We start from the raw sequence: 18,397 nt of genomic DNA, 5'->3' as shown, positions 1-18,397 counted from the left end.
GAGCCGCGTTCACGCCGCCGCGAGAAAAGCCTCGACCTCGTCCGTGGACGGAGCGCAGGCACCGGCCCTCGTGCACGCGATCGCCGCGACGGCGACGGCGAAGCTCAGCGCCTCCTCGAGGTGCTCGCACACCGCGTCGAGGCCCGTCGCGGCGAGCCGTGCCAGCAACGCGCCCATCGCCGCGTCGCCGGCTCCGATGGTGTCGACGACCTCGACCTTCGGAGCCGGGACGTGCACGCGGCGTCCGTCGCGGGCGATCCCGACCGCCCCGTCGGCCCCGAGCGTGATCACGACCAGCGCCGGGGCGCCGAGCGAGCCGCCGGTCAGCCACCTGCGTGCGGTGTCTTCCGGCGCGACGTCCGGATGGGCCATGCGCAGGTCCTCGTCGCTGGCCTTCACGACGTCGGCCCGCTGCACGAGCCGTTCGAGCCGGGTGACGGCGTCGGGCTGGTGCTCGAGCACGATCGGCCGCAGGTTGACGTCGAGGGTCACCGGCCCCGGGCTCTTCTCCACCCAGCGCTCCGCCACGTCGGCCCCCGGCGGCCAATAAGCGCCCAGCGAGCCGATGTGCCGGATGTCGCGCGGGCCGACGTCCGGCAGCGCCGTCGCGGCGAAGTCGGCCGCCCCGGTGAGCCAGAAGTCGTAATCGGCCGAGCCGCTCGCGTCGATGCTCGTCAGGGCGAGCGCCGAGGGCGCATCGAGATCGGCGGCGTGGCTCAGGTCGACCCCGGCCGCGCTGAGCCGGCCGCGGAACGCCTGCCCGAACGCGTCGGACCCGAAGCGAGCCGCGAAACTCACCTCGGCGCCGAGCATGGCGGCGGCCACTGCGGTGTTCGCCGGCCCGCCGCCGAGCGCGGCGCGCAGCAGCCCGGCCTCGGCCGGAAGGAGGTCGGCCACGTTCTCCCCGGAGACGACGATCATCTCTCCGCCGCCGATGCGTCCACGGAGGTGGCCAGCCCCGCGAGCGTCTCGGCAACGCCGACCTCGTGAATACTCGCGGCGAGGCGCAGGTACTCCCGGGCGAACCGCTCGTCCTGCGCGAGATCCCCGAACAGCTGCGTCATCCGGACGAACGCGAGCGGATCCTCCGGGTACCGCCGCGCCGCCGCACCGACCTCGTCGGCCAGCCGGTCCACGACCTCGATCGTCCGCCCCTGCTCGTCCACGCCCTCCGCGTACCGCGCCCAGCTCGCCACGATCGCGGTCGCGTGCGAGATCGGCCCGCCGGTCGCGAGGTTCTGCCGGATCACCGGGAGCACCCACTTCGGGATCCGGTCCGAGCTCTCGGCGCACAGCCGGGCGACGGTGTCCCGGATACCCGGGTTTGCGAAGCGCTCCAGCAGTTCGGCCTTGTACGCCTCCAGGTCGACCCCCGGCACCGGAAGCAGCGTCGGCGTCGCCTCCGCGTCCATGTAGACGCGCGTGAACTCCTTGAGCCGCGGGTCGGTGGCCGCCTCGTGCGCGTACCGATGCCCGAGCAGGTGCCCGAAGTACGCGATCGCCTGGTGGCTCGCGTTGAGCAGCCGCAGCTTCATCAGCTCGTACGGCGCGACGTCGTCGACCAGTTGCACGCCGACGAGCTCCAGCGGCGGCCTGCCGAGGCTGAAATCGTCCTCCAGCACCCACTGGGTGAACGGCTCACAGATCACCGGCCAATTGTCGACGACGCCGAGCTCTTCACGCACCTGCTCGCGGTCGTCGTCCGTGGTCGCCGGCGTGATCCTGTCGACCATCGAATCGGGGAAGTGCACGTGCTCTGTGATCCACCGCGCCAGCTCCGGATCGCGCAACGCGGCGAACGCGGTGAACATCTCGCGCGCGACGTGCCCGTTGGACTGGATGTTGTCGCAGGACATCACCGTGAACGGCGCGATCCCGCCGCGCCGGCGGCGATCGAGCGCCTCGACGACGTACCCGAACACGGTCGACGGCGTGGCCCCCCGCACCAGGTCGGCCGCGACCTCGGGCTCGTCGGCGATGAACTCCCGCGTGACCTGGTTGAAGTTGTATCCGCCCTCGGTGATCGTGAGCGAGACGATCCGTGTCTGCTCCCGGGTGAGGACCCTGAGCACCCGCTCGGGATCGTCCGGCGCGTAGAGGTACTCGACGATCGACCCGATCACGCGCGGCTCGAGCTTGCCGTCCGGATGCTTGGTGACGAGCGTGTACCGGCACTGCTGCGGTACCAGCGCCCGGGCCATCGCCTCGTCGGCCGGCTTGACGCCCACGCCGCAGATCCCCCAGTCCATGGCCGTACCCTGTGCCATGAGCGAGTCGATGTACGCGGCCTGGTGCGCGCGGTGGAACCCGCCGACGCCGAAGTGGACGATGCCGACGCTCACGGCGGACCGGTCGTAGGTCGGGTACGAGGGCATGCCGAAATCTCCCTGTGGTTCGAGGGTTGAGAAGAAGATGTCTTTCGGGGACTCGCCGGACCCGCCTACTTCACGGCGCCCATGGACAGCCCGCGCACGAGCTTGTCCTGCGCGGCCCAGCCGGCGATGAGCACGGGTAGGCAGGCCACCGTAGCGGCGGCCGAGAGGTGGGCGAGGAACTCGCCTTCGGGGGCGACGAAGCCGACGAGGTAGATCGGCACGGTCGCGCCGTTCGTCGTGGTCAGGTTCACCGCGAGGAAGAACTCGTTCCAGCTGAAGATGAAGCACAGCAGCGCGGCCGCGGCCAGTCCCGGCATGATCAGCGGGATGACGACGGACCGCAGCTGCCGCGGCAGCCGCGCGCCGTCCACCTGCGCCGCCTCGATGACCGAGAGCGGGACTTCGAGCAGGAACGAGCGCAGCATCCAGACCGCGATCGGCAGGTTCATCGCCGTGTAAAGCAGGATCAGCAGCCGCTGGGTGTCCAGGATGTTCAGGTCGCGGGCGATGATGAACAGCGGGATGATCGCGCCGACGATCGGCAGCATCTTCGTCGAGATGAAGAAGAACAGCACGTCCCGCCACTTGCGGATCGGCCGGATGGCGAGGGCGTAGGCCGCGGGCAGCGCCAGCGCGATGACGATGACCGTGGAGCCGGCCGAGATCGCGATGGAGTGCTCGAGGTAGCCGCGCAGGCCGGCGGTGCCCGCCGTGCCGTACCAGACCGACTGGTACTCGTAGAGCGTGGGGGAGAAGACGAACTTCGGGGTCGGGGTGTTCGCGGCGGTCTCGGACTTGAACCCGGTCAACGCCATCCAGAGCACCGGGAAGAAGAACACCAGGACGATGAACCAGGTCAGCAGGCCGAGCCCGAGCTTCACGGAGAGCGGCGTGCGGCGCTCGGCGAGGGTCAGCGGAGTCTTCACGTCAGCCTCGGCTCAGGGTCTCGTCGCTGAAGATGGAGGAGATCGTGCGCAGCGCCAGGGTGGCGATCAGGATCGTGGCGACGACCACGACCACCGACATCGCCGAGGCGCGGCCGATGTCGTAGGCCTGGAACGCGACCTGGTAGATGTAGTACGGCAGGTTCGTCGTGTCCGTCGCCGGCCCGCCCTGCGTGATCAGGTAGATCGAGTCGAAGGCCTGCACGATGTAGATCGAGCCGAGCAGCACGCCGAGTTCGAGGTACATCCGCAGGTGCGGCAGCGTGAGCGCGCGGAAGATCCGCCACGGCCCCGCTCCGTCCACCCGCGCCGCCTCGAGGATCTCCTCGTTCTGGCTCTGCAGTCCGGCCAGGATGAGCAGCACCATGAACGGCGTCCACTGCCAGGTCAGGAAGGTCATGATCGTCAGCTGCGAGTGCACGCCGATCCAGTTCACGTCGTGCACGCCGAACGGCCGCAGCACGTAGTTCAGCACGCCGAACGTCGTGTCCAGGATCGAGTACTTCCAGATCAGCGCCGCCGCCGCGGACATCACCAGGAACGGGCTGATGATCAGCGTGCGCAGCAGGCCGCGGCCGAACACGCGGCGGTTGAGCAGGATCGCGATGCCGAGCCCGAGCAGGATCGAGCAGATCACCGGGACCGCCGTGAACTCCAGCGTGTTCAGTGCGGCGGTGCGGAAGATCGGGTCGGCGAACACGGCCCGGTAGTTCGCGACGGTCGGGAACTGCCGGGCTCGGTTCGGGTAGTTGAGGTTGTACTTCTGGAAGCTGTACCAGAGCGTGAGCAGGAACGGGATCTGGGTGACGACGACGGTGAAGACCATCGCCGGCATCAGCGGCAGCCGCTTGAGCCATGCGGCGCCGCGCCGTCGGGTCCGGGGTGGCGCCAGCGCGAACTCGCGCGGCGCGGTGGTCAGGGCAGTCACGTCAGCGGGCCTTTCGTCGAGGAAGGGGACCGGGCCGCGAGCGCCGGGCGGGCAGTGCGGACCCGCCCGGCGCCGCTCGGGTCAGCTCTTGTAGCCCGCGTTGATCACGGCCTGCTGCGCGATCTGCTGACTCGTCGTCAGTGCCTGCGACACCGACTCCTGCCCGTCGATCGCGGCGGTGATCTGCGCCGAGACCTGCTGCCCGAAGTCCTCGAACTCGGGGATGCCGACGTACTGCACGCCGGGCACCGGCTGCGGGGCCACGCCCGGCTGGTTGATGTTCACCGAGTCGATCTCCTGCAGCGTCAGGTTCGCGAACGCCCCGGCCGCCTTCTGGTACTCCGGGTTCTGGTACGTCGAGGTGCGCGTGCCGGGCGGGACCGCGGCCCAGCCGTTCTTCGACGCGTCGTACGCGATGTACTGCTTCGACGTGGCCCAGTTCATGAACTGCTCGGCCGCCGACTGGTGCTTCGACGAGCTCTCCAGCGCCAGCGCCCAGGTCCACAGCCAGCCCGAGGACTTCGTCTTGTCGACCGGCGCCGGTGCGAAGCCGACGTCACCCGCGATCGGGCTGCCGCTGGCGTCCACCGTCGAGGCGCCGACCGTCGCGTCGTACCACATGGCGGCCTGGCCCTGCTCGAAGATGTTCAGGCACTGGTTGAAGCTGTCGTTGCCCGCGCCCGGCTCGCCGTACTTCTTGACCAGGTTCACGTAGAAGTTCACCGCGGCCTCGGTGGCCGGCGAGGTCAGCTCCGCGTTCCAGTTCTTGTCGAACCAGGCGCCGCCCATCGTGTTGATGACCGTGTCCAGGCTGGCGAGGTTGTCGCCCCAGCCGGTCAGCCCGCGCAGGCAGATCCCGGCCACGTTCTTCGACGTGTCGTCCGCCTTCGCCGCGAGCTGCTCGATCTGCGCCCAGGTCGGAGCGGCCGGCATCGTCAGCCCGTCCGCCGCGAAGATCTTCTTGTTGTACATGATGAACGAGGACTCGCCGTAGAACGGAAGCGCGTACAGGTGGCCCTTCGAGCTCAGCGCGTCCTTGATCGGCGGAAGCAGGTCGCCGACGTCGTACGAGGTGTCCGCGGCGACCTCGGAGTCCAGCGAGTCGATCCAGCCGTTGGACGCCCAGCTCGCGATGTCGTTCGGGCCGATCATCACCACGTCGTACTGGCCGCCGTGCGCCGCGACGTCCTTCTCCACGTCGGCGCGCTCGGTGTTCTCGTCGTAGGTCACGAACTTGACCTTGATGTTCGGGTGGCCGGCCTCGAAGCCGCTCGCGGTCAGGTTCTCGATCGTGGTCATCAAAGGGTTCGCGGTGACGGCGACCGTGATGGTCTGCGCCCCGCTGCTCGAACCGGATGACGACGCATTGGGGTTCGAGCACGCACTCGCCGTGGCGGCCAGCAGCGCCGCGGCGGCTGCCGCCGCCGGCAGACCGCGACGGTGACGCGTCGTGCTTGTTAGACTCATGACCTGTATTCCTCCTGCTGTAGGTACCGCGCTGCGTGATTCGGGGCGTGCCGCGATCGGGAGGGCGCTCGCGCAGGCTCTTTGCCGGGACTGCGTTCGCGCGGATCGGGGCGGCCGGCCGGCCAGGGTCGGGCCGCCCCCGGTTCCTCCGTCAGGCTCTGGTGACGTCGATGCCGTGGTCGTGCAGGTGCACGGCCTGCTCGGCGGGCAGGCCGTCGTCGGTGATGAAGCGTTCGAAGTCCTGCAGGCGCGCGAACTGGACGAACGAGTCCACGCCGTACTTGGAGCTGTCCGCGATCAGGATCCTGCGGCGGGAGACGCGCATCGCGGTCGACTTGACCGCGGCGACCGCGCTCTCCGGCACCGTCACCCCGCGATCCAGGCTGATCCCGTTGCCGCCGATGAACGCGAGATCCAGCACCAGCGTCTCCAGCATCGAGACCGCCCAGTGGTCGACGGCACCGAGGGTCTTCGCCCGAACCCGCCCTCCGACGACCAGAACCGTCAGCTCCGGCCGCTCGACCAGCGCCTTGGCGGTGGCCAGCGACGGCGTCACCACCGTAAGCGGCCGATCCGGCGGCAGATGCTCGCCGATCAGCGAGGGCAGGAAGCCCTCGTCGATGTACACGGATTCCGCGGACTTCACATACGTCACCGCGGCCGCCGCGATCCGGTTCTTCTGCGCCTGATGCCGGGTCGAGCGCACCGAGAGCGCGCTCTCGAAGCTCAGCCGCTCCACGGCCACCGCGCCGCCGTAGACCCGCCGCAGCAGCCCCTGCCGCTCCAGGTCCTTCAGATCCCGCCGGATGGTCTCGGGGGCCAGCCCGAGCTCCTTGGAGGTCTGCGCGACGTCCACCCGCCCGGTCCGCCGCGCGTTCTCCAGCAGCATCTGACGACGTTCGATCACGTACATGCCGAGCGACGCTCCCTTCCTCGCGAGCGGGCACCGGGTCCGCGTGGGACGGCCCCGCGAGTGCGGTTTCCGTTCCGTTCCTGCCCGGATGAGGCGAGTTTCGTTCTCCGCACGAGCCGTCGCAATACGGCAGCGGTCTCGGTCGAATAACGGAAATGCCCGGTTCGGCCCGGTCCGGCCCGCACGCCGCCCAGGGAGCGCCCGTAATCAGAGCGTTGCCGATTGGGGCCTTACCCGGGTGTTGATTCGCGCGGTCCGCAGCCCGCGCCCTGCCGCCCCGTGGTCGGCGGAGCCGCTCTCGGCCGCTTGACCGGTGCATCGGTTCAGCGGTACGTTACTTGAGTAACTAACCGATGAGGTAAGGGTGAGGGTGGCGACGATGCCGGAGATGGCTGGGCTGGGCGACGGGGCTCCGCTGTTCGTCCAGGTTGCCGACAGGCTTGCGGGGGAGATCGCGGACGGCGGTGTGGGGGAGGGCGAGCGGGTGCCTTCGACGAACGAGCTCGCCGCGTTCTACCGGATCAACCCGGCGACCGCGGCCAAGGGGATCAACCTGCTGGCCGATGACGGGCTCCTGGAGAAGCGGCGGGGCATCGGGATGTTCGTCGCGGCCGGGGCGAGGGGGCGGCTGCTGGCCCGGCGCCGGGCGGAGTTCGCGCAGCGGTATGTCAGTCCGCTGGTGGCCGAGGCGGTCCGCCTCGGGATCGGCAGCGACGAGTTGATCGCGCTGGTCAAAGAGGCCGACCGTGAGCGGGAAGGCGCGTCGCTGTGACGCCGGCGATCTCGGTCAGCGGTCTGACGAGGAGGTATCGCGGGCACGCCGCGCTCGACGAGGTCGACATCGTGATCGAACCGGGGACGATCACCGGCCTGCTCGGGCGGAACGGCGCCGGCAAGACGACGTTGCTGCGCATTCTGGCCGGCCAGGAGTTCCCGTCGTCGGGAACCGCGCGGATCCACGGGGCGGCGCCGGCCGAGGACGAGCAGGTGCTTCGCCGTCTCGTGTTCGTTCGCGAGGACCAGGTCTACCCGGACATCAAAATCGGGCAGGCGCTGCGTGCCGCGTCCTGGTGCTGTCCGAACTGGGACGGCGAGTTCGCGTCCTCGCTCCTGGAGGACTTCGGCCTGCAGACGAACAAGCCGGTCAAGAGGCTCTCGCGCGGGCAGCGCTCGGCGCTCGGGATCGCGATCGGGCTGGCCGCCCGTGCCGAGGTGACGTTGTTCGACGAGCCGTACGCGGGCCTGGACGCGGTGGCGCGGCAACTGTTCTACGACCGGCTGCTCGCGGATTTCGCCGCGTTCCCGCGCACAGTGCTGCTGTCCACACATCTGATCGATGAGGCTGCCGCGCTCTTCGAGAACGTCGTCGTCATCGACCGGGGCCGGGTCGTCCTGAATGCGGCGGTCGACGAGTTGCGCGGTGCGGTCACCAGGGTGAGCGGTCCCTGTCTCGCCGTGGACGCGCTCGCCGAGGGGCGGGCGGTATGGGAGCGGCGGCGGCTCGGGTCGCAGGCTTCTGTCGTGCTGGCCGGCCCGATCGCTCCGGGCGACCGCGAGCAGGCGCGCCTGTCCGGTGTCGATCTGACCCCGTTGTCCCTGCAGCAGATCGCGGTGCAGGCGGCCGCGGGTGCGTTCGGCTCCGCGCCCCGGATCGGCCTCGAGAGCGGCTTCGCGACCGAAAGGACGTGCGCATGAGCACCTGGGTGAAGATGGCCCGCTACAACCTGCAGCGGCGGGAGAACTATCTCGTTCTGCCCTGGATACTCCCGTTCTGCTTCGCCATCGCCGTGGTCACGGTCGGCCGTCAGCCCGGCCGCAACGGGGCCGCGTACCTGGCCAGCTACTTCATCTACTTCTTCACCCTCGGCCTGCAAGCCGTCGGCCGTTCGCTGCCGTTCGCCCTCACGCTCGGCGCGAGCCGCCGGTCCTTCTATTCCGGGACGGCGCTGCTCGGAGCGGTACTCGCCATGCTGTCGGGTCTGATGCTGGCCGCGCTGCAATCGACCGAGCGCGCCACCGGCGGATGGGGGATGTCGATGCGCTTCTTCCGCGTGCCTTACCTGCTCGACGGCCCGTGGTACGACACGTGGCTGACCTCCGCGGTGGTCCTGTTCACGCTGTTCGTCTACGGGATCTGGTACGGAATCGTCCACAGCCGGTGGGGCCTGCTCGGCACCCTGACGTTCATCGCGGCGCAGACGCTTGTGATCGTCGCCGGGGTTCTGCTCGCCTCCTTCGAGCACTGGCGCTTCTGGTCCATCGGAAGCCCCACCTTCGCCGGCCTGACCACCGTGGGTCTGACCGGAGTCATCGCCGCCCTTGCAGGTTTGCTGGTCGTGGGCGGCCAGGCCACCATTCGCCGCGCCACGGTGTGAGGACGGCCGTTCGGCAGCGTCGCCCCGTGACACGGCCGCTTCTCGCGGTCGGCCGGCAGGAGTTCCCGCGCGTGCCGCCGCGGGGGTAACCTTCCGGCGGGCCGATCTCGGCTTACCTGAGTCGGATGGGCTGACCGGGAAGACCGGTCTCTCCGGGCCGAGCGGGCCCGCATCGAGCGAACGAGGAGCTGTGCCGTGGGCGACCGAATCCGTTGGGGCATCGCCGGGACCGGCGGGATCGCCGCGCGTTTCGCCGAGGATCTGGGCTTGCTGCCGGATGCCGAGGTGGTCGCGGTCGGCTCGCGGAGTCAGGCGTCGGCGGACGTCTTCGGCGACCGGTACGGCATTCGCAACCGGCACGTCGGCTACGAGGCGCTGGCCGCGGACGACGAGGTGGATGCGATCTACGTCGCGGTACCGCACTCAGGGCACTGTGAGGCGGCGCTCGCCGGGATCGCCGGGGGCAAGGCCGTGCTCGTGGAGAAGCCGTTCTCGGTGAACGCGGCCGAGGCCGAGCGGATGATCGACGCCGCGCGGGCGGCCGGGACGTTCCTGATGGAGGCCATGTGGGTGCGCTGGCTGCCGCACTTCCAGCAGGTCGGCTCGCTGCTCGCGGAGGGCGCGATCGGGCAGGTGCGCCAGGTCATCGCGGACCGCGGCGAGATCCTGAGCACCGACCCGCTGCACCGCATCAACAACCCGCTGCTGGCCGGCGGCGCGCTGCTCGACCTCGGGATCTACCCGGTCTCCTTCAACTCCTTCGCCGTCGGCGGCCGCGCGCCGGAGCACGTCGAGGCCGTGGGCCGGATGACGCAGACCGGGGTGGACGCGCAGACCTCGATGGTCTTCTCGTACGACGACGGCGCGCAGACGATCATCTCCACCTCGCTCGACGCCCGCAGCGGGAACCGGGCCGTGATCACCGGCAGCGAGGGCCGCATCGTGCTGAGCGAGCCGTGGGGGAGGATCTGCCCCGTCGAGGTGATCCGCAACGACGGCTCCGCGTACACGACCGTGGCTCCGCACGAGGGCAGCGGCCTGCGACACCAGGCGGCCGAGGTCGGCCTGCGGCTGCGCGCCGGCGAGTCGGAGAGCCCGGTGATGACGCTCGACGAGACGCTGACGATCATGCGCACGCTCGACCGGGTACGCGAGCGGATCGGCCTCGCGTACCCGGGGGAGTGACGGCACCTCTGAGGGGAGCGCCGGCACCTCTGGGGGGAGCGACGGCACCTCTGACCGCCCAGGCCTGCCGGGCTTCGGGCGCCGTGCGCTTGAGGCCTTCCGCGGCCCGGGACCCGGGCCGCTACCGCACTTCAGGCCTCCCGCGCTTCAGGCCTGCCGGGCTTCGCGCATCCCGCGCTTCCAGACCTTCCGCGGCCCGGGACGCGGGCCGCTTCCGCGCTTCAGGCCTGCCGCGCTTCAGGCCTGCCGGGCTTCACGCCTCCCGCGCTTCCGAGCCTTCCGCGGCCCGGGACCCGGGCCGCTTCCGCGCTTCAGACCTTCCGCGCTACAGGCCTGCCGGGCTTCGCGCCTCCCCGCGCTTCCGGGCCTTCCGTGGCCCGGGACGCGGGGCTGCCGAGGCCCGGTACGCGGGGGCTGCCGCGCCTTAAGAGACGCGCGGCTCCCGGCTCTCCAGCAGGCGGAGCCAGATCTCTGACACGGTCGGGTACGAGGGCACGGCGTGCCGTAGCAGTTCCAGCGGCACCTGGCCGATGACCGCGACCGTCGCCGCGTGCACCAGTTCGGCGACCTCGGGGCCGACGAACGTCGCGCCGACGAGCGTGTCCGCCTCGCGGTCGATGACCAGCTTCGCCCGGCCGCGGTAGTCCTGGCGCTGGATCGAGGTCGCGGCGATGGCTCCGAGGTCGTACTCGACGGTCTCCACGTCCACGCCCGCGGCCAGGGCCTCCCGCTCGCTCATGCCGACGGCGGCGACCTGCGGGTCGGTGAAGATGACCTGCGGCACGGCGCGCGAGTCGGCGAGGTCGCGGTAGCGGACGCTGTCCATCGGGCGGCCCTCGGCCCGCGCCGCGATCACGTCGCCGCACACCCGCGCCTGGTACTTGCCCATATGCGTGAGCAGAGCCAGGCCATTGACATCGCCGACGGCGTAGAGCCAGTCGCCCGGCACGTCGCGCACGGTCAGCTGCTCGTCCACCGGGATCGGCGCGTGGTTCTCGGCGAGCTTGCCGAGGCCGACGTTCTCCAGGCCGATATCGCCCGTCCCGAATACGCGCCCGGCGGCGACCAGCACCTCGTCGACCGCGAGCTCCTCGCCGTCGACGGTGACCGTCACCGGACCGCCGTGGATCCGCCCGACGCCCGCCTCGTTCACCGAGGGCCGCTCGACCCGCTCGACCTTCGCATTGGTCCGGATGCGCACTCCGGCCTCCTCGAGGCGCTTGGCGACGAGTTCGTGCGCGAAGGCCTCGGTGCGCGGCAGCAGGCGCGGCGCCTGCTGCAGGACGGTCACGCTCGACCCCAGCGAGCTCAGCCAAGTGGCCGCCTCGCAGCCGACCACGCCGCCGCCGATGACCGCCACGCGGCGCGGCACCTCGGCGAGGTTCGTGGCGTCCCGGGAGATCCACGGACGGGCCGCGGCGAGCCCCGGGACGTTCGGGATCGCCGCCGTGGTGCCGGTGGCCAGCACGACCGCCTGGCGGGCCTCAATGACGCGCACGGTGCCGTCGGGCTCCGTCACCTCCACGGTGCGCACGCCGGCGAGCCTGCCGCGGCCGCGGATCACGTCGATCCCGGCGCCGTTCGCCCACTCGACCTGGCCCGAGTCGTCGCGGTTGCCGATGACCGCGTCCCGGCGTTTCAGGATGCCCGCGGGATCCAGGCGGGTGCCCAGCACGCCCGGGAGGGCGTGCGCGGCGGAGAGGACCTCGATGGGCCGCAGGAGCGCCTTGCTCGGCATGCACGCCCAGTACGAGCACTCGCCGCCGACCAGCTCGGCCTCGATCAGCACGGCGGTCCGGCCGCTGCCCTGGATGGCGTACTGCGCCGCGTTCTCCCCGACCGGACCGGCGCCGATGACGATCACGTCCCACGTATCGGTGTCCTGCGCCTGGAGTTCGTTCATAGGTCGCGCCTCCTTGGGGTCAATCTAATGGAAATCGGGATTTTCCGTCACCGGGCGACGGCGGGCTGGTCTCGACGCCCTCAGACAGTCCTTAGAATGCCTCGGACACTGATAAGCGGTGTCCGTGGACGAGGACGAAGGACGGACGGCTCGTGAGCGGCGACCCCTGGCGACCCGGAACCGGGTCCGACGACAGCGACGCGTGGATCGTTCAGCAGCCGACCGAGTACCCCGGGGGTGACGTCCAGCAGCCGACCCAGTACCTCGGCAGCTTCCAGCAGCCCGGTTGGCCCGGCGCGCCGGGTGCGTCCGGAGCTCCGGGACAGTCCGGAGTCCCAGCCCAGCCAGGTGTGCCGGGACACCCCGGAGCGTCGGGACCGTCCGCAGCGTCGGGGCCGTCCGGGGCTTCGGGACCGTCCGTGGCGCCCGCGCAGGCCGCCGCGCCGAACCAGCCGACGCAGTACCTCCCCGGCGTCCAGCAGCCGACCCAGTATCTCGGCAGCTTCCCACAGCCCGGCCAGCAGCCCACCCAGCTGGTGCCGCCCGTCGTCCCGCAGCAGCCGTTCCTGCAGCAGCCGACGCAGCTGATCGGTCAGCAGCAGCCCACACAACTGATCGGCCAGCAGCAGCCCACACAACTGATCGGTCAGCAGCAGCCGACGCAGTCCATCGGTCAGCAGCAGCCCACGCAGCTGATCGGCCAGCAGCAGCCGACGCAGGTGGTGCCGCCGGCCGTGCCGCAGCAGCAGCTCCAGCAGCAGCCCACGCAGTACATCCCGCCACAGGCTCCTTCTCCCGCGTCGAACTGGGGTACACCCGGCCGGGGCTATGAGCCGACCTCCGTCATGCAGCCCGTCTCCGGCCCGCGCGACGTTCCCGGCTCACCAGCCCCCACACAGTACTTCCCCTCCGCAAACCAACCCCAGGCCCAGTACCCGTCTCCCGACGAATACGACCCCTACGAAGGCCCGCGCCGCGGCGGCCCCGGCGGCGGGTCGGGCGGCGGGGACTCGCGGCTGCCGGCGTTCGTGCGCGAGCACCCCGCTGAGCTCGGTCTCGGCGCGGCGGCCGTGGTCGCGGCGCTGGTGGTCGGCGTGCTGCTCTCGCTCGGCGGGAACAGCGGCGGCTCGGCGAACGCCGCGAGCGCGGGTACCGCCTCGGCGCAGGGGTCTGCCGACGCCTCGTCGTCGGCCTCCGCGGGCGCGTCGGCGTCCTCGAACACGATCAGCATTCCGACGACCGCCGGCACCACCTCGGCGAGCGCCACCGCGTCCGCCTCGGCCTCCGCGTCGGCCACGCAGACCATCGGGATAGGAGTGCCCGGCGAGGTGGTGGGCCAGTCGTCAGGGCTCTGCCTCACCAGCAGCGACGGCTCGTTCAGCGACGGCGCCCAGGTCCAGACCGACTCGTGCACCGCCGATCCCACCCAGGAGTGGACGCTGACCAGCGGCGGCCAGATCACCATCAACAACGGCGCCGACTGCCTCGACGACTACGGCTTCGGCACCACCGCGGGCACCGAGGTGGACGTCTGGACGTGCAACGGCGGCACCAACCAGGAGTGGACCGTGCAGTCCAACGGCATGATCGTCAGCAAGAACTCGGGCCTGTGCGTCGACGTCGCCGGCGGCACCGCGGCGCAGGGCGCGGACGTCCAGCTGCAGAACTGCGGCAGCGACGGGACCCAGCTCTGGGACTGAGCCGCCGGCCGGGCAGGCCATTCGTCACCGGCTAGGCGACCCGTCACCGGCGGACCGGCGGACCGGCGGTCCGCCGACACGTCGCCAGCCGGCAACGCCAACCCGTCCGGCGGACGGTGTACCGACCGACGTCGTCACCGGTCGGCCGCAGACCTCACCGGCCGGAAACCTCGCCAGCCGAAGGCCTCACCAGCCGAGGACCTCGCCGGCCGAGGAGCAGGCCTCACCGGCGGAAGACCAGACCTAACCGGCTGAAGACCAGCCCTAACCGGCCGAGGACCTCGCCAGCCGACGACCTCGCCGGCCGAAGACCAGTCCTCACCGGCTGAAGACCAGACCTCACCGGCCGCAGACCAGACCTCACCGGCTGAAGACGAGGTGCGTGACGCCGCTGGGCGTGGTCGTCGACTCGATCTCGAAGCGCTCCTCGAGGCCCTCGAGGCCGTCCCACAGCCGCTCTCCGCGGCCGAGCACGATGGGCACGACGACCACGTGCAGGTGGTCGACCAGGTCCGCGGCGAGGAACTGCCGGACCGTGCGCGGGCCGCCGCCGATGCGCACGTCCAGGCCGTTCGCGGCCTCGCGCGCCTGGCGCAGCGCCTCCTCGGGCGCGGCGTCGATGAAGTGGAACGTCGTGCCGCCCGCCATCTCCAGTGACGGCCGGGGGTGGTGGGTGAGCACGAAGACCGGCGTGTGGAACGGCGGCTCGTCACCCCACCAGCCCTTCCACTCGTGGTCCTGCCACGGGCCGCGCTGCGGGCCGAACTTGTTGCGGCCCATGATCTCGGCGCCGATGCCCGGAGCCCACTGGCTCGCGATCGCGTCGTCGATCCCGGTACGTCCGCTTCCGGCGCCGTGCATGCTCTGGAAGCTGTTCGTGGCCAAGAACCACTGCATGAGCCGCTGGCCCGCGTGCCCGAACGGATCCTCCAGGCTCTGGCCTTCGCCGGTGGCGAAGCCGTCGAGCGATACCGCGAGATTGTGCACCCTGACCCGGGACATGTCATCACCTCGCCGCCCAGCGTAGCGGCGCCTCCCGACAACCGCCGGGAAGACGCGGGCGGACCACGCGGCCGCCGGGCGAAAAACAAGCAAGCACGCTTGATTTTTTCTCGGACCGGTGGAAGCGTGGGCACGGGCGGGGTCCGCGGAGCGAGGAGACGGGTCTGATGGCGGATCAGGATGCTGGGCACGCGGTCGGAGCTTCCGGCGCCGCGCACGCGGGTGCTGCCGGCCCGCTGCGGATCGGCAACGCCTCCGGCTTCTACGGCGACCGGCTCGCGGCCGTCCGCGAGCAGCTGGAAGGCGGCCCGCTCGACGTGCTGACCGGCGACTACCTCGCCGAGCTGACCATGGCGATCCTCGCCGCGGACCGGCGCAAGGACCCGGCGCTCGGCTACGCGAAGACGTTCCTGCGCCAGATGGGCGACTGCCTCGGCATCGCCGCGGCCCGCGGCGTCACGCTCGTCACCAACGCCGGCGGCCTCAACCCGGCCGGCCTCGCCGACGAGCTGCGCAAGCTCGCCGCCCGGCTCGGCGTCGAGGTGCAGATCGCGCACGTGCAGGGCGACGACCTGTTCCCGCGCGCGGCCGAGCTGGGATTCGCCGAGCGTCCCGGGCTGCTCGCGGCGAACGCGTACCTCGGCGCGTTCGGGATCGCCGAGGCGCTGCGGGCGGGCGCGAACGTGGTCGTCGCCGGCCGGGTCACGGACGCCTCGCTCGTCGTCGGGCCGGCGATCGCACGATTCGGCTGGACGAGTGACGACCTCGACGCGCTGGCTGGCGCCACCGTCGCCGGCCACGTCCTGGAGTGCGGCACGCAGGCGACCGGCGGCAACTTCTCCTTCTTCGCCGAGATCGACGCGCGCCATCCCGGCTTCCCGATCGCCGAGCTGCGGTCCGACGGCAGCAGTGTGATCACGAAGCATCCCGGCACCGGCGGCGCGGTGACCGTCGAGACCGTCACCGCGCAGCTGCTCTACGAGACGTCGGGCGCGCGGTATGCGGGCCCTGACGTGACCACGCGGCTGGACACGCTTCGGCTGCGCGAGGCCGGCCCGAACCGGGTCGAGATCACGGGGGTGAAGGGCGAGGCGCCGCCGCCGACGCTCAAGGTCGGGCTCAACCGCGTCGGCGGCTTCCGCAACCAGGTCGAGTTCGTGCTGACCGGGCTGGAGATCGAGGCGAAGGCCGGACTCGTCCGCGAGCAGATGGAGGCCGCGTTCACCGATCGCCGGCCGGCCGAGGTCCGCTGGACGCTTGTGCACACCGATCGGCCGGACGCGCCGAGCGAGGAGCAGGCCAGCGCGGTGCTGCGACTCGTGGTCCGGGACGCGGACGCGCGCCTCGTCGGGCGCGCCGTGAGCAGCGCGGCGGTCGAGTTGGCGCTTGCCGGGTACCCGGGCTTCCACGTGACGGCGCCGCCTGCCGATGCGTCGCCGTACGGTGTCTTCGAGGCCGAATTCGTCAGTGCGGCAGAGGTCGACCACGCCGTCGTGCTGCCGGATGGACGGCGCCTGCCGGTGCGGCCGCCGGTGGTCACCCGGGAGCTGGAGCCGGTCGCGGAGCCCGGGGTACCCTTCGGCAAGATAACAGGCCCAACGCGGCACGCGCCCCTGGGTCTGGTCGCGGGGGCACGCAGCGGCGACAAGGGCGGCGACGCCAACATCGGCCTGTGGGCGCGGTCGGCGGACGCGTGGCCGTGGCTGGCGCACACGCTCACCGTCGGCATGCTGCGCGAACTGCTGCCGGAGGTCGCCCGTCTGCCGGTCACGCGGCATGTGCTGCCGAATCTGCGGGCCGTGAACTTCGTCGTCCAGGGGCTGCTCGGCGAGGGCGTGGGCGCGCAGGTGCGCTTCGATCCCCAGGCCAAGGCTGTGGGGGAGTGGCTGCGTTCTCGGCACCTCGACATCCCCGTCGCACTGCTGGGACGTGCGCGATGACGATCCTCGCCACGCGGCTGGACCCTTCGAGCGAGTCGTACCAGGCGAATCGCCTCGACATGCTCGCCAAGCTCGAGGCCCTCGACGCCGAGCACGGCAAGGCGCTCGACGGCGGCGGACCGAAATACGTCGAGCGGCACCGCAAGCGCGGCAAGCTCCTGGCGCGAGAGCGGATCGAGCTGCTGATCGACCCTGACAGCGCGTTCCTCGAACTCTCGCCGCTGGCGGCGTGGGGCACCGAGTACCCGGTCGGCGCGGCGCTCGTCAGCGGCATCGGCGTCGTCGAAGGCGTCGAGTGCGTCATCACGGCCAGCGACCCGACCGTGCGCGGCGGCGCCAGCAATCCGTGGACGTTGCGGAAGGCCTTGCGCGCCAACGAGATCGCGCGCGTCAACCGCCTGCCGCTGGTCAACCTCGTCGAGTCGGCCGGGGCCGACCTGCCCAGCCAGAAAGAGGTCTTCATCCCCGGCGGCGCGGTCTTCCGCGACCTGACCAGGCTCTCGGCCGCCGGGATCCCGACCGTGGCCGTGGTCTTCGGCAACTCCACCGCGGGCGGCGCCTACATCCCGGGCATGTCAGACCACGTGGTCATGGTCAAGGAGCGCTCGAAGGTGTTCCTCGGCGGACCGCCGCTGGTCAAGATGGCCACGGGGGAGGAGTCCGACGACGAGTCGCTGGGCGGCGCCGAGATGCACGCGCGCGTCTCCGGGCTAGCCGACTACTTCGCGGTCGACGAGCTCGACGCGATCCGGGCCGCTCGCCGCATCGTCAGCCGGCTGAACTGGACGAAGTCCGGTCCGGGTCCCCTCGCGTCGGGGAGCGCCCCCGCTCCCGAGCACGACGAGGACGAGCTGCTCGGCATCGTCCCCGGCGACCTGAAGGCCCCGTTCGATCCGCGCGAGGTGATCGCCCGGACCGTCGACGGATCGGACTTCGACGAGTTCAAGCCGCTCTACGGCCCGAGCCTCGCAACGGGCTGGGCCACCGTCCACGGCTACCCCGTCGGCATCCTCGCCAACGCGCGCGGCGTGCTGTTCAGCGAGGAGTCGCAGAAGTCCGCGCAGTTCATCCAGCTCGCGAACCAGCGCGACATCCCGCTGCTCTTCCTGCACAACACGACCGGCTACATGGTAGGCCGCGAATACGAGCAGGGCGGCATGATCAAGCACGGCTCCGCGATGATCAACGCGGTCTCGAACAGCAGGGTTCCGCACATCTCCGTCCTGATCGGCGCGTCCTACGGAGCGGGCCACTACGGGATGTGCGGCCGCGCGTTCGAACCCAGATTCCTGTTCGCCTGGCCCAGCGCCAAGTGCGCCGTCATGGGCCCGCAGCAGCTCGCCGGGGTGCTCTCGATCGTCTCGCGGCAATCGGCGGCGGCGAGCGGGCGCCCGTTCGACGAGGAGGGCGACGCCGCGATGCGCGCGCTGGTCGAGCAGCAGATCGAGTCCGAGTCGCTGCCCGCGTTCCTCTCCGGCCGCCTGTACGACGACGGCGTCATCGACCCGCGCGACACGCGGACCGTCCTCGGCCTGTGCCTGTCCGCGGCGCACAACGCCCCGATCGAAGGCGCCCGCGGCTACGGCGTCTTCCGGATGTGAGCCATGTCGCTGCATCACGTCGCCGTCCACGATCGGATACGGCTGCGTCTTCCAAAAGAGGTGA

Annotated in this window: 15 protein-coding genes; 7 read left to right on the top strand and 8 right to left on the bottom strand. The window is 71.0% G+C overall.

Features of this window, described 5'->3' with window-relative positions:
* Positions 1–9: 9 nt before the first annotated feature.
* The 6 genes from KDK95_RS13470 to KDK95_RS13445 all read right to left on the bottom strand — a co-directional run bounded on the left by KDK95_RS13470 (position 10) and on the right by KDK95_RS13445 (position 6,627).
* Positions 10–921, bottom strand: a complete 912-nt coding sequence (locus KDK95_RS13470) for a carbohydrate kinase family protein (RefSeq protein WP_212518470.1) — start codon at positions 919–921, stop codon at positions 10–12.
* Positions 918–2,375 (bottom strand): mannitol dehydrogenase family protein, encoded by a 1,458-nt coding sequence (locus tag KDK95_RS13465; protein ID WP_212518469.1) that lies wholly within the window; start codon positions 2,373–2,375, stop codon positions 918–920. Before KDK95_RS13465 ends, KDK95_RS13470 begins: the two co-directional genes overlap by 4 nt.
* A gap of 65 nt (positions 2,376–2,440) precedes the next feature.
* Positions 2,441–3,301: a carbohydrate ABC transporter permease gene (locus tag KDK95_RS13460; RefSeq protein WP_212518468.1), complete on the bottom strand. Its 861-nt coding sequence runs from the start codon at positions 3,299–3,301 to the stop codon at positions 2,441–2,443.
* A gap of 1 nt (position 3,302) precedes the next feature.
* On the bottom strand, positions 3,303–4,247 hold the full coding sequence (locus KDK95_RS13455; RefSeq protein WP_212518467.1) for a carbohydrate ABC transporter permease: 945 nt from the start codon (positions 4,245–4,247) through the stop codon (positions 3,303–3,305).
* Between the two features lie 81 nt (positions 4,248–4,328).
* A complete protein-coding gene (locus KDK95_RS13450; protein ID WP_212518466.1) occupies positions 4,329–5,714 on the bottom strand; it encodes an ABC transporter substrate-binding protein in 1,386 nt (461 codons plus the stop codon).
* A 151-nt stretch (positions 5,715–5,865) separates the two neighbouring features.
* Positions 5,866–6,627, bottom strand: coding sequence for a DeoR/GlpR family DNA-binding transcription regulator (locus tag KDK95_RS13445; protein WP_212518465.1), 762 nt, complete (start codon positions 6,625–6,627; stop codon positions 5,866–5,868).
* 379 nt (positions 6,628–7,006) lie between these two features.
* Between KDK95_RS13445 and KDK95_RS13440 the strand changes: the two genes are divergently transcribed.
* From KDK95_RS13440 to KDK95_RS13425, 4 genes are all read left to right on the top strand, one after another.
* Positions 7,007–7,399 carry a GntR family transcriptional regulator gene (locus KDK95_RS13440; protein ID WP_249161147.1) on the top strand — a complete coding sequence of 131 codons (393 nt, stop codon included), beginning with the start codon at positions 7,007–7,009 and terminating at the stop codon, positions 7,397–7,399.
* Entirely contained in the window at positions 7,396–8,322 is a 927-nt protein-coding gene (locus tag KDK95_RS13435) for an ABC transporter ATP-binding protein (protein ID WP_212518464.1), read from the top strand. The genes KDK95_RS13440 and KDK95_RS13435 overlap by 4 nt, the downstream gene beginning before the upstream one ends.
* Positions 8,319–9,002 (top strand): hypothetical protein, encoded by a 684-nt coding sequence (locus KDK95_RS13430; protein WP_212518463.1) that lies wholly within the window; start codon positions 8,319–8,321, stop codon positions 9,000–9,002. The genes KDK95_RS13435 and KDK95_RS13430 overlap by 4 nt, the downstream gene beginning before the upstream one ends.
* Before the next feature lie 195 nt (positions 9,003–9,197).
* Entirely contained in the window at positions 9,198–10,187 is a 990-nt protein-coding gene (locus KDK95_RS13425) for a Gfo/Idh/MocA family protein (RefSeq protein ID WP_212518462.1), read from the top strand.
* 424 nt (positions 10,188–10,611) lie between these two features.
* Here KDK95_RS13425 and KDK95_RS13420 read toward each other — a convergent pair whose 3' ends face one another.
* Positions 10,612–12,090, bottom strand: a complete 1,479-nt coding sequence (locus KDK95_RS13420) for a dihydrolipoyl dehydrogenase family protein (RefSeq protein WP_212518461.1) — start codon at positions 12,088–12,090, stop codon at positions 10,612–10,614.
* A gap of 419 nt (positions 12,091–12,509) precedes the next feature.
* Here KDK95_RS13420 and KDK95_RS13415 point away from each other — a divergent pair, with 419 nt between their 5' ends.
* On the top strand, positions 12,510–13,790 hold the full coding sequence (locus KDK95_RS13415) for an RICIN domain-containing protein (protein ID WP_212518460.1): 1,281 nt from the start codon (positions 12,510–12,512) through the stop codon (positions 13,788–13,790).
* A gap of 360 nt (positions 13,791–14,150) precedes the next feature.
* Here the strand turns inward: KDK95_RS13415 and KDK95_RS13410 are convergent, their stop codons facing one another.
* Positions 14,151–14,792 carry a dihydrofolate reductase family protein gene (locus KDK95_RS13410; protein ID WP_212518459.1) on the bottom strand — a complete coding sequence of 214 codons (642 nt, stop codon included), beginning with the start codon at positions 14,790–14,792 and terminating at the stop codon, positions 14,151–14,153.
* Positions 14,793–14,959: 167 nt separating this feature from the next.
* Between KDK95_RS13410 and KDK95_RS13405 the strand changes: the two genes are divergently transcribed.
* Positions 14,960–16,732, top strand: coding sequence for an acyclic terpene utilization AtuA family protein (locus KDK95_RS13405; protein ID WP_212518458.1), 1,773 nt, complete (start codon positions 14,960–14,962; stop codon positions 16,730–16,732).
* Positions 16,729–18,333: an acyl-CoA carboxylase subunit beta gene (locus KDK95_RS13400; protein WP_212518457.1), complete on the top strand. Its 1,605-nt coding sequence runs from the start codon at positions 16,729–16,731 to the stop codon at positions 18,331–18,333. The genes KDK95_RS13405 and KDK95_RS13400 overlap by 4 nt, the downstream gene beginning before the upstream one ends.
* Positions 18,334–18,397: the final 64 nt, after the last annotated feature.

Source organism: Actinospica acidithermotolerans (assembly GCF_018139625.1).
In the GTDB taxonomy this organism is placed as follows: Bacteria; Actinomycetota; Actinomycetes; order Streptomycetales; family Catenulisporaceae; genus Actinospica; species Actinospica acidithermotolerans.
Note: the sequence above shows the minus strand (reverse complement) of the source record. Positions and strands in the feature narration are given on the sequence as shown.